General features: G+C 62.5%; 7 protein-coding genes, 4 tRNA genes and 1 pseudogene. 3 read left to right on the top strand and 9 right to left on the bottom strand.

Going from position 1 to position 14123, the window contains the following annotated elements; genetic code table 11:
- Positions 1–46 precede the first annotated feature (46 nt).
- Positions 47–493, bottom strand: a complete 447-nt coding sequence (rnk, locus tag DENOEST_RS07660) for a nucleoside diphosphate kinase regulator (RefSeq protein ID WP_145768831.1) — start codon at positions 491–493, stop codon at positions 47–49.
- Between the two features lie 125 nt (positions 494–618).
- Between rnk and DENOEST_RS07655 the strand changes: the two genes are divergently transcribed.
- Entirely contained in the window at positions 619–1530 is a 912-nt protein-coding gene (locus DENOEST_RS07655) for a LysR family transcriptional regulator (protein WP_145768830.1), read from the top strand.
- Here the strand turns inward: DENOEST_RS07655 and DENOEST_RS20145 are convergent.
- The 7 genes and pseudogenes from DENOEST_RS20145 to rimO all read right to left on the bottom strand — a co-directional run.
- Positions 1527–2019 (bottom strand): annotated as a pseudogene (locus tag DENOEST_RS20145) (IS630 family transposase); the annotation flags it as partial. The gene DENOEST_RS07655 and the pseudogene DENOEST_RS20145 overlap by 4 nt on opposite strands.
- A 371-nt stretch (positions 2020–2390) precedes the next feature.
- Positions 2391–2466: transfer RNA gene (locus DENOEST_RS07645), tRNA-Glu, on the bottom strand.
- Positions 2467–2477: 11 nt separating this feature from the next.
- A tRNA-Ala gene (locus DENOEST_RS07640) sits at positions 2478–2553 on the bottom strand.
- A gap of 61 nt (positions 2554–2614) precedes the next feature.
- Positions 2615–2690: transfer RNA gene (locus DENOEST_RS07635), tRNA-Glu, on the bottom strand.
- A gap of 11 nt (positions 2691–2701) precedes the next feature.
- Positions 2702–2777, bottom strand: a tRNA-Ala gene (locus DENOEST_RS07630).
- 59 nt (positions 2778–2836) lie between these two features.
- Positions 2837–4228 (bottom strand): FAD-binding oxidoreductase, encoded by a 1392-nt coding sequence (locus DENOEST_RS07625; RefSeq protein ID WP_145768829.1) that lies wholly within the window; start codon positions 4226–4228, stop codon positions 2837–2839.
- Positions 4225–5556 carry a 30S ribosomal protein S12 methylthiotransferase RimO gene (rimO, locus tag DENOEST_RS07620; RefSeq protein WP_145768828.1) on the bottom strand — a complete coding sequence of 444 codons (1332 nt, stop codon included), beginning with the start codon at positions 5554–5556 and terminating at the stop codon, positions 4225–4227. Before rimO ends, DENOEST_RS07625 begins: the two co-directional genes overlap by 4 nt.
- Before the next feature lie 361 nt (positions 5557–5917).
- Here rimO and DENOEST_RS07615 point away from each other — a divergent pair, with 361 nt between their 5' ends.
- On the top strand, positions 5918–6514 hold the full coding sequence (locus DENOEST_RS07615) for a DUF6088 family protein (RefSeq protein ID WP_145768827.1): 597 nt from the start codon (positions 5918–5920) through the stop codon (positions 6512–6514).
- A complete protein-coding gene (locus DENOEST_RS07610) occupies positions 6507–7532 on the top strand; it encodes a nucleotidyl transferase AbiEii/AbiGii toxin family protein (protein WP_145768826.1) in 1026 nt (341 codons plus the stop codon). The genes DENOEST_RS07615 and DENOEST_RS07610 overlap by 8 nt, the downstream gene beginning before the upstream one ends.
- 33 nt (positions 7533–7565) lie before the next feature.
- Here DENOEST_RS07610 and DENOEST_RS07605 read toward each other — a convergent pair whose 3' ends face one another.
- Entirely contained in the window at positions 7566–13718 is a 6153-nt protein-coding gene (locus DENOEST_RS07605) for an AAA domain-containing protein (RefSeq protein WP_145768825.1), read from the bottom strand.
- Positions 13719–14123: the final 405 nt, after the last annotated feature.

The raw sequence follows: 14123 nt of genomic DNA, 5'->3' as shown, positions 1-14123 counted from the left end.
TGTGTCAGTGCGCTGATCCAGGGAGTGTGCATGGCGCGGCCGCTGGCTACCGGGTCTTGGCGGCGGCGGAGCCTGAGTCCCCGGGCCGTGGCTGAAAAAGCACACGTTCGACTCGCAGACGATGAACCTTGCCACCCGGCAGATTCCAGTCGATCGATTGCCCGGCGCTCAGGCCCAGTAGAGCGCAACCGACAGGAGCCAGGACCGAAACCCGGCCCGCCATGGAATCGGCCTCGTCGGGATAAACCAGCTCGACCTCGCGCGTCGTACCGGTACTTTCGTCGCGGTAGATCAAGCGCGAATGCATGGTGACAGTATTCTCTCGGATACGCTCCGCTGGAACGACAATAGCCCGGTCCAATTCTTCGGCCAGATCGTGTTCGCCGACAATCTTGCGCAAGCGGACATAGTCATCATCAGAGATGACCAAGTCGCCTGTATTTCGGACCAGTGCATCATTGTGAGGGCGGGTTGTTGTGTTTTCGTGTCTCATGTTGGTGCATGCTACCGAAATCATGGACTGGTGATTAGCCTCTGGATTGGAACCGAAATGTATCCTATGCGGATACAATGTCAGCCTAAACTCTGACTTCCCATGCCCTCTGTCGAGGGTTTTGTATGCTCGATTTGAACTTGTTGGCGGTATTTGCACGTGTCGTGGAGGCTGGCAGCTTTGCCGAGGCGGCACGGCGCCTGTCGAGTTCCCGTTCGGCCGTGAGCAAGGCAGTTGCCAAGCTGGAAGTGGCTCTCGGTGCGCGATTGCTCAACCGCACGACCCGCCACTTGAGTCTGACCGAGATTGGCGCGGCCGTCGCCGAGCATGGCGGCCGTATCGTCGAAGAAGCGATCGCCGCCGAAAACCTCGTTGCCAGTCTTGCTTCCGAGCCACGCGGCGTGTTGCGTGTCAGTGCGTCAGTGGCCTTTGGCACGCTTCATGTCGCCCCTGCGCTGGCCGAGTTTCTGCCGCGCCATCCGCAAATGAAGGTCGATCTGACGATCACGGATCGCTGGGTTGATCTGGCCGAGGAAGGTTACGACGTGGCCATCAATGTCACCGGGCAGCCGCCGCAACATTGGGTGGCGCGCAAGCTGGCGCCGATACGCCGCAAACTGTGCGCGACTCCGGAATACTTTCGCCAACGAGGTGTTCCGCTCACCCCCACGGACCTGGTTGGGCATAACTGCCTTGACTACACTCGCTCCGGCGAGCAGGGGCGCTGGCGATTTACCGGGCCGGAGGGGGAAATTTCGGTTCCGGTGAACGGGCCGCTACACGTCGATGACGACGAGGCGCTGTCGCAGGCCGTGCTCGGTGGCCTGGGGCTAGGCCTGTTGCCCACCTTTATTATCGGCAAGGATCTGCAGAGCGGAAAGTTGCAGGCCGTGTTGTCGGAATACATTCCGGTGGAACGCTACGTTTATGCCATGTACCTGCCGACACGACATCTTCCCAATAAAGTCAGGGTGTTCATCGACTTTCTCGTCAAACTCATCGGCGATGAACCCTATTGGGATCGAAGCGTCGCCTAGTGTAGTGTTCCGTTCTGTTTGGAACTTAAGCGGCTGTTGGCGCGAATGACCTTCTGCAGGATGTCGCGAGCGCTCTTGGTCCAGATGAACGGCTTGGGTTTGGTGTTGTGATGAGCGATGTACTCATCGATGGCGCCAATCAATTCCGGCACGCTGGTGAAGGCTCCGCGACGCAACCGCTTGGTAGTGATGTCGCGGAAGAATCACTCGACCATGTTGAGCCACGATGCTGAGGTCGGCGTGAAATGCATGCATGTTGAAGCGCGGATGCTTGGCGAGCCAGTCCTGCACGACGGGATGTTTATGCGTGGCGTAGTTGTCCGCTATCAGATGCAGCGTCTTGTCCTTGGCGGTCTCGCGGTCGATTTTCTTCAGGAACTTCAGCCACTCGACGTGAGTGTGGTGTTGCTGGCAGTGGCCGATGACTTACCCATCCAATACATTCAGCGCGGCAAACAGTGTCGTCGTACCATTGCGCTTGTAGTCATGGTGGTAATTGACACGCCGGGCTGCAAGCACGCAGCGACCACTTGAGCCTTGAACTCGGCAGAATGTTTCCGACGGCCTCGGGACGTCGGCGGGGCAAGTACGGTAGCGACCAAAAATGTCGTGGACATGATGATCGCCGCCGCGACCGCTCAGCAATGTGGAACGGCTGGGCGCTTACCGCCAAAACCCTGGCAGAAATTCAGGAAAGTGATGTCCGTAAGATGCTGGATGCACTGGCCGACGACATGGCCACATTGGATCGTGACCACCTGAAAGATTTCATCGGAACCCTAATCGAGGGAATCTACCTCGATCCAGCCACTCGCGCTGGGAGATCCGTTATCGGATCTCCCAGCGAAGTGGGGTTAAGCTGGCGTCCCCACGGGGATTCGAACCCCGGTTCACACCGTGAAAGGGTGTTGTCCTAGGCCTCTAGACGATAGGGACTTCGTCCTTTTTGGTGGAGGTACGCGGGATCGAACCGCGGACCTCTTGCATGCCATGCAAGCGCTCTCCCAGCTGAGCTATACCCCCACTGCTTACTGCAAAACTACAAGCCCAAGACACCTGGCAAATGCGTCTTACGCCTTGATACTGGCGTCCCCACGGGGATTCGAACCCCGGTTCACACCGTGAAAGGGTGTTGTCCTAGGCCTCTAGACGATAGGGACGTGGCCTTCGTTGGTGGAGGTACGCGGGATCGAACCGCGGACCTCTTGCATGCCATGCAAGCGCTCTCCCAGCTGAGCTATACCCCCAAACGAGGCGCGAATTATAGGGATTCCCGTCCCCGATGTGAACCCGGTTTCGGTTTTTTTTACAGCACTTTCCCTGGGTTCATCAAACAGCAGGGATCCAGGGCCTGCTTCAGGCTGCGCATCAGCTCCATTTCCAGGCCCGACTTGTAGCGCAGTATCTCGTCGCGCTTCAACTGCCCCAGGCCGTGCTCGGCGGAGATGGAGCCCCCCAGCCCATGCACCAGATCATGGACGATGCGATTCACCCGGGGGGTCTGGGCGATGAATGCGTCATTGTCCTGGACCGCCGGCCGGGAGGGGTTGTAGTGCAGATTGCCATCTCCCACATGGCCGAAGCAGACGATGCGCGCCCCGGGGAATTCGCTGACCAGGGCCTGGTCAGCCCGGGCGATAAATTCGGCGATGCGTGCGATGGGCACCGCCACATCGTGCTTGATAGAGATACCCTCGATGCGCTGGGCCTCCGAGATGTTCTCCCGCAGCCTCCAGAAATCCCGGGCCTGGATTTCACTGGCGGCAATGGCGCCATCCTTCACCTCTCCCGCCAGGCTCGCATCGGCCAGGACCGAGGTCAGAGGCGCTGTTAAATCTGCTACAAGGGTATCCGTCAGCTCCACCAGCACATACCAGGGATGGGCCTTGTCCAGGGGTGCCCGGCTGCCGGGAATGTGGCGCAGGACCATCTCCAGGGCGGAATGCCCGATCAGTTCGAAGGCGCTGATCCGATCCCCCAAGTGCTGGCGCAGTCGCGACAGCAAAGCCACGGCTCGGGCCGGGTCGGCGACCGCTACCCAGGCGGTGGCTGTTGCCCGGAGGGGCGGATAAAGCTTGAGTACGGCGGCGGTAATCAGGCCCAGGCTGCCCTCGGCGCCGATGAACCAGTGCTTCAGGTCGTAGCCGGTGTTGTCCTTGCGCAGCCTGCGCAGGCCGTTCCAGCAGCGACCGTCGGGCAAAACCACTTCCAGGCCAAGAGTCAGGTCCCGGGCATTGCCATAGCGCAGCACCTGGACCCCACCAGCGTTGGTGGAAAGATTGCCGCCGATGGTTGCACTGCCCTCGGCAGCCAGGGAAAGGGGAAAGAAGCGACCGGCGGCCCGGGCCGCCTCCTGGACCTGGGTCAGGGTGCAACCGGCCTCCACGGTGATGGAATCCTCATCCACAGCCCGCACCCGATTGAGCCGGCCCAGGGAGATCAGCACCTCGCCGCCCCGGGGCACGCCACCGCCGCACAATCCGGTATTGCCCCCCTGGGGCACCATGGGAACACCGGCTGCAGCGCAGAGCCGCACCACCTCGGCCACTTCCCCCGTGCTGCCAGGGCGAGCCACGCACAGGGCCTGGCCCTGGTAACGCCCCCGCCAGTCCCGGCAGTAGGGCGCCATATCGGCGTCCCCGGTCAGCAGATGAGCGGGACCGACAACGACGCGCAAGGCCTCCAGCAGGGCGTTCATGCCCTCAGGTCTTGCTCCAGGGTTGCGTACAGGTCATGGACGTCGCAATCCTGCACCGTCACCTCGGCAAACTCGCCGATTTCGAGATCTTGGCCGTCAGAGATATAGACCAGGCCGTCGATCTCCGGCGCATCGCCCTCGGAGCGGGCGATAGCCCCCTCCTCGTCGATATCGTCCACCAGCACACGGATGCGCTGGCCGATGCGGCGCTCCAGTCGCTGGGTACTGATGTCCTCCTGATGCTGCATCAGGCGCATCCGCCGCTCCTCCCGCAGGCCCTCGGGTACGGGGTTGGGCAATTCATTGGCGCTGGCGCCATCCACCGCCGAATAGGCGAAGGCACCCACCCGGTCGATCTGGGCCTCATCGAGGAAGTCCAGCAGTTCATTGAACTCGGCCTCGGTCTCGCCGGGGAAGCCGGTGATGAAGGTACTGCGGATGGTCAGGTCCGGCACCTCCCGGCGCCAGGCCTGGATCCGCTCCAGCACTTTCTCGGCGGAGGCCGGACGTTTCATCAGCTTGAGGATGCGCGGGCTGGCATGCTGAAAGGGCACGTCCAGGTAGGGCAGGATCTTGCCTTCGGCCATCAACGGGATCAGGTCGTCCACGCTGGGATAGGGATAGACATAATGCAGCCGCACCCAGATGCCCAGATCGCCCAGGGCCTGGCACAACTCCAGGAGTCGGGTCTTGACCGGGCGGCCGCCCCAGAAGCCGGTGCGGTATTTGGTATCCACCCCGTAGGCGCTGGTGTCCTGGGAAATCACCAGCAGTTCCTTGACCCCGGCCCGGGCCAGATTCTCGGCCTCCTGCATGACCTCACCGATGGGCCGGCTCACCAGGTCGCCCCGCAGGGAAGGAATGATGCAGAAGCTGCAACGATGGTTGCAGCCTTCGGAAATCTTCAGATAGGCATAGTGCTCGGGGGTCAGACGGATGCCCTGGGCCGGCACCAGGTCCACGAAGGGATCGTGCAGAGGCGGCAGATGGGCGTGCACCGCATCCATCACTTCCTGGGCGGCATGGGGACCGGTGACGGCCAGCACCTGGGGATGATGCTGACGCACCACGTCGCCCTTGGCCCCCAGGCAACCGGTCACCACCACCTTGCCATTCTCGGCCAGGGCCTCGCCGATGGCGTCCAGGGATTCCTCCACTGCCGCGTCGATGAAACCGCAGGTATTGACCACCACCAGATCGGCACCTTCGTAGCTGCCGGAAATCTCGTAGCCCTCGGCCCTGAGCCGGGTCAGGATCTGCTCGGCATCGGCAGAGGCCTTGGGGCAGCCGAGGCTGACAAATCCGACAGTGGGAATTTTCTGATTCATTGCATTGGGCCAGGAAGTTGTTCGCCTACGGGCGCCTCTGAAGGCGCGTAGGGCCAAGTCGCGTCAGGCACAGACCGGGGGAGGGGCGATTGTGCGCATTCTACCAACGGCAGGCGACGGCAACTCACCCATGGGAATCGGAGTCTTGCCTGCTCAGACCAGCAGCTCCGGCCTTGCCGTGAAGTGGCGCAAGGCCTCCGGGTTGGCCAGAGCCTCGTCCAGGCTCAGGCCCTCCGCAGCCGCACGAAGAGCACCACCCGGACATCGGTGGACAGATATGGCGTCAAGCGGCATAACCCTGGCCGCGAGTTCCATGCGAAATGTCAGAAACTATTATGTTATTCTGACAACAGAGGTATCCATGAATACGTTACCCGAAGCCATCCTGACCCATGCCCGATCCCTGCCCGAGGGAGGTCTGGTGTTGCCCAAGGAATTTCTGCACATGGGCACACGGGCCGCGGTCGATCAGGCGCTCTCGAGGCTGACCCAACAGGGGAAGTTGCTGCGGGTCGTGCGTGGCGCGTATGTCGCACCGGTCTCCAGCCGCTTTGGTACACGCGCACCTGCGCCGGAGAAAGTGGTCCAAGCGCTGGCGGCTCAAAGCGGTGAAGTTGTCGCTCCCCACGGCGCCATCGCGGCGAACACCCTGGGCCTGACCCAGCAAGTGCCCGTTCGTGAGGTCTACCTGACCTCCGGACGAACCCGAAAGCTCAAACTCGGCCGCTCCGAGATCATGGTGAAGCATGTGCCTCGCTGGATGCTGGCTTTGGGCAAGGGCCCCGCCGGCGCCGCAGTGCGTGCCCTGGCTTGGCTGGGGCCGACCCATGCAAGCAAGTCACTGGCGACGCTACACCGATCACTTTCGCCGGCAGAATGGCAGATCCTTGAATCCTCCCGTGGGGCGCTGCCGTCATGGATGGCGCGAGCAATTGGCGAGGAAGCGGCGCATGGCTGAAGCCTTCCTGCGGCTCAGCCAAGACGACCAGCGCGAGATTCTGGAGATCGTCCGCGAAAAGACGGAGCGGCCAACGCTTCTCCTGGAAAAGGATGTGTGGGTTGTCTGGACGCTCGGCGCCCTCTTCGACTCGGTTCTCGCCGAGGACCTGACCTTCAAAGGCGGTACCTCGCTCTCCAAGGCATACAAACTCATCGACCGCTTCTCCGAGGACATCGACCTCACATACGATATCCGCAAGCTCATCCCGGATCTAACCGTCGGGTCCGCTTTGCTGCCAGCGAGCCGCAGCCAGGCCAGCAAATGGACCCGCGCAGTACGGGAGCGCTTGCCGGAGTGGATCGCCACGAACGTGCTCCCCGCCCTTCAGGCTGCACTGGCACGTGACCAGTTGCAGGCAAGACTGGAACTCGGCGGTGAGGAAAAGGACAAGCTGCTGCTGCACTACCCGACGCTCAAGCCCAGCAGTGGCTACGTGCAAACGGTCGTGACGCTGGAATTCGGGGGCCGCGCCACCGGTGAGCCGCATCAGGCCCTGCCCGTTGCCTGCGACATGGAAGGACATGTCGAGGATGTTTGGTTCCCGACCGCCAAACCGGTGGTCATGAGCGTGGCGCGCACTTTCTGGGAAAAGGCAACCGCTGCGCACGTCTACTGTGCGCAGGGACGGATACGCGGCGAACGGTATGCGCGTCATTGGCACGACTTGGCGGCCATCTCGCGCAGTCGGTACTTCGATGAAGTCATCGCGGATCGCTCCGTAGCGGTGGCCGTCGCCGAGCATAAGTCGTTCTTCTTCCTTGAGAAGGACGCCAACGGCGACATCATCGACTACAGGGCTGCGGTGGCTGGCAATCTGCGCATCGTCCCTGAAGGTGCGGCGCATGACGCCCTGTGGGAAGACTACATGGCCATGGTCGCCGATGCCATGATGCTTGCCGAACCTCTCGCCTTCGACGAACTCATGCAGGCATGTGGTGCCATTCAAGAACGAGTCAACCAGATGGCGATGCCATAAAGCAAAACATAACCGGAAAGCATCTATGTGCTGTCAAAGTGGATGGGTTGCCGCCTCGGCCGGCATTCTGCTCGACTCGGAAGCATCAAGCGCATTCGGGCCACCTTGATCGCCCAGTGCAGTGCGGATTTCCGCCAAAACCTGTTCGCGGTTGGTATCCCACTCGCGACTGGAAATACGCAAGAGTTTCCAGCCCCGACTGGCAAGAACATTCGGAATGTGGAGATGGCGTTCAAATACAGTCTCGACCTCGATCGCCTCATCGAACAGGATGCCAAGCCGGTAGTGCCGGGAATCGGCAGCATCGACAACCGCGAGGGGAACGCGAAAACCGGAAGTGCCGACGTCCAGTTCGCACTTTATGCCAAGTTTCTCCAAGGCCAAGGCGACCTGAGCGTTGAGCGGCACCCAGGATGCAGGTAACGTCCCGACGTCCACACGGCGCGACCGCCCCGTGCCACTTCCAACCGCTTTCAAGGTCTGTTCAGCCTGGTTGCGCTGGCCAGCGGCAAGCTGGTAGGCAAACTGGAGAAATCCCTTGAAGAGTCGCGGGCCATCGTGTTTGCTGCGTGCCACCGAGAGCATATGCGGAGCAAACGAGGCGACAACAAAGATTTCTTGCTTGGCCCGCGACACCGCAACGTTGAGTCGTCGCTCGCCGCCACGCTGGCCCAGGGGTCCAAAACGGGCTGGAACATAGTGTTCCGTTTGGCCATCGCGGCGGGTCCGCTCGACGGGCGCATGCCCGAGTGAAAAGACGATGACGTCACGCTCGTCGCCCTGCACGCTTTCGAGATTCTTCACGAATGGCCGGTCGTCAATCCGAGGTATGGCGTTGGCGCGCATCCAGAGTTCGGCGAATTCGGCGTCGGTGCCAACGCGACGGTCGATCTCGTCGAAAATGGCACGCCGTTGCGTCAGGTTGAAAGTGACAATTCCCAGCGACGGCTTGTCGGGGCGCTGAAGCAGGCGTTCCACCAGATCGATCACCGCCTGTGCTTCGGGTGCGTTGGCACCGTTTTCATAGCGCCCGTTCGGAACGTCAAGCCAATGCACCGCCGCTGGTGCCAGCCGGCTGACGGTGGAAGGAATGGTATGCAGTTCGCCGCCGTAGATAGCATGGTTGGAAAAAGCGATCAATTCTTCGTGCTGGCAGCGATAGTGCCAGGCCAGCCCCATGCGCTGGACTCGATGACGGGCCAGAACCAGCAGCGATTCGGCGTCGAACATCTCGCGCGCATCGTTGCCGGCTTCGCTGGATTCCTCGTCGCCATCGTCGCCCGCCTTGAAGAAGTTGCTTGGCGGCATCTGCCGCTCATCTCCGGCAATCACGGCGCGGCGGGCACGCATCAGTACCGGCAGACCGTTCTCAACGGTGCATTGCGAGGCTTCGTCGAAAATCACCAGATCGAACACCGGAGCTCGCGGGAACAGCAACGTCGCGGTTTCAGGCGACAGCAGCCAGACGGGGAGCACATCGAGCAGCCCCTTGTCCCAGAAGCGCCGCACGAAGCCGCGCAAGGGCAATATGTTGCGCTGCTTCTTGGCTTCTCGCAGAATCGCTTCGCGGGTCGTCTGCTCCGGCGTCCGGCGTGCCCCCTTGTCCGCCGGCGCCACCTGCAGCAGGAGCGAATCATCTTGCCTGGCTAGGATGTGTTGTACGGCAAGACGGCGCTCTTCATCGTGCAATGCCGCGAGCCTGGCCTCGTCGGCTTGCAGGGTTGTTCCTACGACTTGATCAAGAAGGGACAGATCGGCGCGGTGCTTTTCAACGGCATCGATCGCCGCCCGGCTCCAGGTCTTGCGGACGCCGTCGGCCCAGGCCTCCGGACTGTCGAATTCCGCGCCGTCGGCAAGATGGAACGGGAAGACGGCGGCTTCATGAACCATCGCCTGCGCAGCCGCCAGTTGGTGGTCCGCGCCGACCAGGCGGCTGGCATCGCGACGCCAAGCCTCGGCAAGTTGCCCAAGCCATTGCGCCGCCGGCAGTTGAGGCAGCCAAGACAGCACGGCACGGATCGGCGCGGCGGCCGAAGCAAGCTCAGTCACTGCCTTGGTCGCGGCATGTACGCAATCTATCCGCCGATCCCAGCTTGCCACTGTCTCGGCATCCCATCGTTCCGGCCAGGCTGCCACCGCCTGCAACGCGGCTTTCTCCACCTGCAAGATAGCGACCGAGGTGCGTAGGGCCTGGGCGCGATGGTGCCAGTCGATCCAGGATTCGGCCTCCTTGTCCCACGCCGTGATGACCCCCGGCCCCGGTGCCGCACGCCAGACGCCCAGTATCTGCATGTCGGCGCGACAGCCGGCAATGGCGCGGGCAGGCGCAATGAGCGCCGAGGCCACCCCCAGCCAGGCCCGCACCTCCGCCAGCGACCCAGGCGGTTGAGTGGGCGCCAGCCAGTCCATGGCGTCAGCCAGAGCCCGCCAGCATTTAGCCGCCGCCGCTCTGCCATCAATGCGGGCGAGCAAGGCGCGGTCCATCGGTGCGGCGGCCATCTCGGGCCACTGCGACGAGAGACTGGCACGCACGGTTTTCCGGGCCTGCCACCAGGCCGGACTCAGGATTCGCATCAGACTGCCGGCACGGGTGCGGATTTCGCCCAGCGCCAACTCGAACACCGGATCGATGGAAAATCTCACCGGACCGGCGAAGGGTTCCAGAGCGGCCTCGTGCTCACGCCAGAGCCGAACGAGTTCCATCAGCTTGTTCGCCTCTTCCGGTTGCTCAGCCAGAGCGGCGATCAGTTCGCCGAACCAGCAAACACGGCCGGCGTCCTGACGCTGGGCACGGGAATCGATTAGTGCATGCCATGCTGATTGGGTACGTTCAACCGTGTCCGGCGTCGTCTCGTCGGCCAGCAGCGCGACGAACGCATCCCGGCCGGCCTCGACGTCTCGCCACTTCCGCGAATCAAGGGCGGCGGACAATCCCCTCCCCGCGCATTGCAGCAGCTTATGCCCCGGCTCACCCGCCGGCAGACCCGCTTCCGTCAAGGCCTGCTCCAACGCCGTTGCCGCATCGCGGGCAGCGATGAGGCTTGCCATCAGTGCCCGTGCCTTGTCATTGTCGTAACTGGCCAGGCTGGGGCGAGCCGACGCTCCCGCCGGGTCGCGCCACGGAGATCCTCGACGCCAGAGGTCGGCATTGGGAAACAGCGCGCCAATCTGGGCGGCCAAGGGATCGAGGCGGCACGGCGGCAGCGCTGCCAGGGCATCGACCTGACAGGGCTGGTCCACCTCCAACCCGGAGGCATAGGTATGCAACCGCCCCAGCACCATCGGATCGGCGTCACCATCCTGGTGCCCCGGAGGAACCGCCATAGTCAGGGCAGCCCGCTGTTCCAGTCGCTCCATCAAGGCTTTGACTTCACCTGCAACCAAACCACAGCGGCTAGCATCATCGCTACGCGGCTCAAGGTTTTCAAACCGTGCGGCCACTTGCCCATACAAGGCACGGCGGTCCTCCTGCACATCATGCACTACCGCCAACAGATTACGCAGGCCCACACCATCGAGTCGATGCGCAACCACATCGAGGGCCGCGCGCTTTTCGCAGACCACGGCGACCTTTTCTCCCCGCGCGAGGGCATCGGCGACCAGATTTACTATGACTTGGCTCTTGCCGGTGCCCGGCGGGCCATCCACCACCAATACCGGTGCCGTGCGTGCGGCAGCCAGGACACCCCGCTGCACGGGGTCGGCGTAGAGCACCGGGATCGGCGGCGGCACTTCGACCCCGGTTGAGGCGGCCATGTCCGACGACAGGGCCTCACGCAGGTCGATTGGCAGCACCTCTCGCGCACTGGCGAAAAGCTCGACCGGCGGCGCGCCCTTGTCGAGCACAGCCAGCAACGCGTCATAGTCCTGCAAGAGGTCGGAACTCGATTGCGGAAAGAGGCCGAGAACCGCGCACTCTTCGACCTCCAATCGGTCGTCGCGCCACTCGGCGAGTTCCTCGCGCCGGTCGGCGAAAGACTGCAGTCGGTCGAGCGAACCCACGGTCCCAAGGCCGATCAGCGCCAGTTCCCCGAGCAAGGCTTCAGGGCCGACAGCGGCGAGTTCATCGGCTTTCTCGGCAAGCTCGTCGGGATAGCGGTATCCCTTGCGATGGAAGATAAGCCGCAATGCGGACTGGTTGGCGATCGGCACTGTGTCGGACGGGACGATCAGGCTGATTGTGCCGGCACCGCGGGTACCGCGCTCGATGCGTACCGGATGGAGGATCAGCGGCGCACGAAACAGGTAACCACCCGACAGGCCGGTAACAAAGGGATAGCCGAGGTAGAGGTCGTCCGCACCGGTTTCCTCAAAGCGGGTCGAACGCTCGCGCTCGAGTTGCACCAGCGCCTGGGCCTGCCGCCGCGCAACCTCATGAGCGCCGATTTCCGACGCATCGAACAAGCGTGCCCGTTTTCCGGCACGCAGCAGCACCAGTGTTCGCTCGGCAAGACCGGTAGAGACACCCTCAAGCTCGTACAGGTCGACCGAACGTCCTGGGCGGCAGACCTGCATACGGATTGAGGGACTTCGGCCATCTCCGGAGATCAGCTTGTCGCGCAGCCGGGCCAGGGCGCGACGTAACCGTTCGCCACCTGGCCCACTCCCCTGGACGGGAGCATCGGGTAGTTCAATGGACGGCGCGGCTACGCCGGGCAGCAGTTCGAGCCGATGGATAGCATCGAGATTGTCGCCCAGCGCGGGATCGATGCCGAGTCCATTGACCTGCGCCGTATTTGCCAGGCGTTCGATCAATTCCGGAGAGGATCGGTAGGCGCCGATCATTCGCAACAGCCGCCGCAAACTGACCTGCCCACCACCGCGACGGGCGACACTCTGGAAATAAGCCGTCAAGGCTTCATCCACATCAGCACCGCGTGGCGGCATCGGAATGCTGCGTTCTGGGCGTGCCAAGGCCTCATGGACATCGAGACCAAAATGGGCAAGCACGGCTGGCAAGAGTTCGATAAAAAGCTTGCGGCATCCGAGCGCCCCGCCGATGGCGACGATGACTTCGACTTCACCGGAACTGCATTCGCCATCCACCGCAAGCACATGGGCCAGCACAGAAAACAGGGAGCGTTGCAAGCGCGGGCCACTGGCGGTAATCAGGGGAGCGAGGCGCTGGAATTCCGCCAAGGCCCGTTCCGGATCAAGGCTGTCGCGCCATTGGGGAACCAACGGTGCGAATACCCGTTCGATGGCCTGCATTTCCAGGTCATGGAATTCGCCATCGGCAGCAGCGACCAGCACACATGCCGCCAACGCGCATTCGTGCACTTCGACGGGGGGATCTTCCAGCATAGTGGGGATACCGATCTCAAGCTGCGGATGCCCAAGCACCCTCAGCAGCAAGGCGTCCACTTCAGCCAAGGTGCGCGTGCCTGAACCGCGTCCGCTGAGTTGCCGATAGATATCGGTTTCCGAGAATAGCCACAATGCCCATGTACGAAGGCTGTGTTCCGGATGGGTGCTGCCCTCGGCAATTTCGCCCTCGGCCAGCGTTGCCTCCATCAGATCGCGGCTTTGCGCAAGGTAGGCTTCGGTGTCCCAGGTTAGCGTTTCGGCGGCAAGTCCAGTGACTACGACCATCTCCAGGCGCAATGCGGCATCGACGCCCGAACAGGCGATCAACCCTATACGGTCGGCGGTCAGTTCCTGGGCCATGGAGAGACGCTGAGCGGCAGCCATCAACTCTTCCGGGGCGTTGCTACCATGAAGGATCGCCATCGCGGCCAAGGTCGGACTGCGGTGCGGGTTGTCTTCGCCATGGGCAAGATAGTGGCCGAGTTCATGACCGAGGAGCGCCGCCAGAGTATCGTCATCGAGCAGGGACAACATGCGTCCCTGTACTTCCATCAACACCGGAGAACGCACCGTGTGCATGGCTGCGTTTTCGGCACCTGCCGCTTGGTAGATTTCGATCAGAACATCGATGCCGAAACGCGCCACGAGGCAGCGCGCCACCCGGTAGAGGTTCGGTGCCATGCCCTCGGAAAGCAGCAGGCTGCGCGCCATGAGTGCCCGGCGTACACGCGCCGGATCGGATGAGATTCTTGCGGCCAGCGCGTCGACTCCCGGCAACTGACGTAAGACATCGGCGTAGTCGGACTCGCCGCGAAAGCGAATGGATTCAATATCGAACTTCACTTGAGTGCCCCCTGTCGAGCCGGAAATATGCATCATGACAATACTTCCATGACATGCAATATGCTACTCGAAAGCCGCAGGCTCACGGGCACCCGATTCCGTTTGCATTGTCTCCCCGAACGCCAAGGCAGGGCGAATCACTCTGACGGCACACACGCCGGTCGGCTTAGAGCCTATTTCAGTAGGGGACGTACCCCGCGTTGTGCTCAGGGCGGGATGAGCGCAAGGCGTCGTGGCGCAGCGAAGGGTTGTTCCCTTCGCAAGCCGCGCAACGCAGCGATCGCCCGCCCTGAACACAACCCGAAGGGCCGCCGGGCTTTGGGCGCGCTGCGGCGTTGTCGGTCGCTGGCATGGAATGACCATGCAACGCTCCCTCCGCCTTGCATCCCAAAGCCCGACGGCGCGGGATGCGGCCCTTACTGAAATAGGCTCTAATGCGCC

Source organism: Denitratisoma oestradiolicum (genome assembly GCF_902813185.1).
Lineage (GTDB): Bacteria > Pseudomonadota > Gammaproteobacteria > Burkholderiales > Rhodocyclaceae > Denitratisoma > Denitratisoma oestradiolicum.
This window is presented reverse-complemented; position numbering and strand designations above follow the sequence as displayed.

Coding starts and splice junctions, on each gene's coding strand:
- DENOEST_RS07610 (WP_145768826.1), top strand. CDS start 6,507: ATGGCTGAAGCCTTCCTGCGGCTCAGCCAAGACGACCAGCGCGAGATT.
- rnk (WP_145768831.1), bottom strand. CDS start 493: ATGAGACACGAAAACACAACAACCCGCCCTCACAATGATGCACTGGTC.
- DENOEST_RS07615 (WP_145768827.1), top strand. CDS start 5,918: ATGAATACGTTACCCGAAGCCATCCTGACCCATGCCCGATCCCTGCCC.
- DENOEST_RS07625 (WP_145768829.1), bottom strand. CDS start 4,228: ATGAACGCCCTGCTGGAGGCCTTGCGCGTCGTTGTCGGTCCCGCTCAT.
- DENOEST_RS07605 (WP_145768825.1), bottom strand. CDS start 13,718: ATGATGCATATTTCCGGCTCGACAGGGGGCACTCAAGTGAAGTTCGAT.
- rimO (WP_145768828.1), bottom strand. CDS start 5,556: ATGAATCAGAAAATTCCCACTGTCGGATTTGTCAGCCTCGGCTGCCCC.
- DENOEST_RS07655 (WP_145768830.1), top strand. CDS start 619: ATGCTCGATTTGAACTTGTTGGCGGTATTTGCACGTGTCGTGGAGGCT.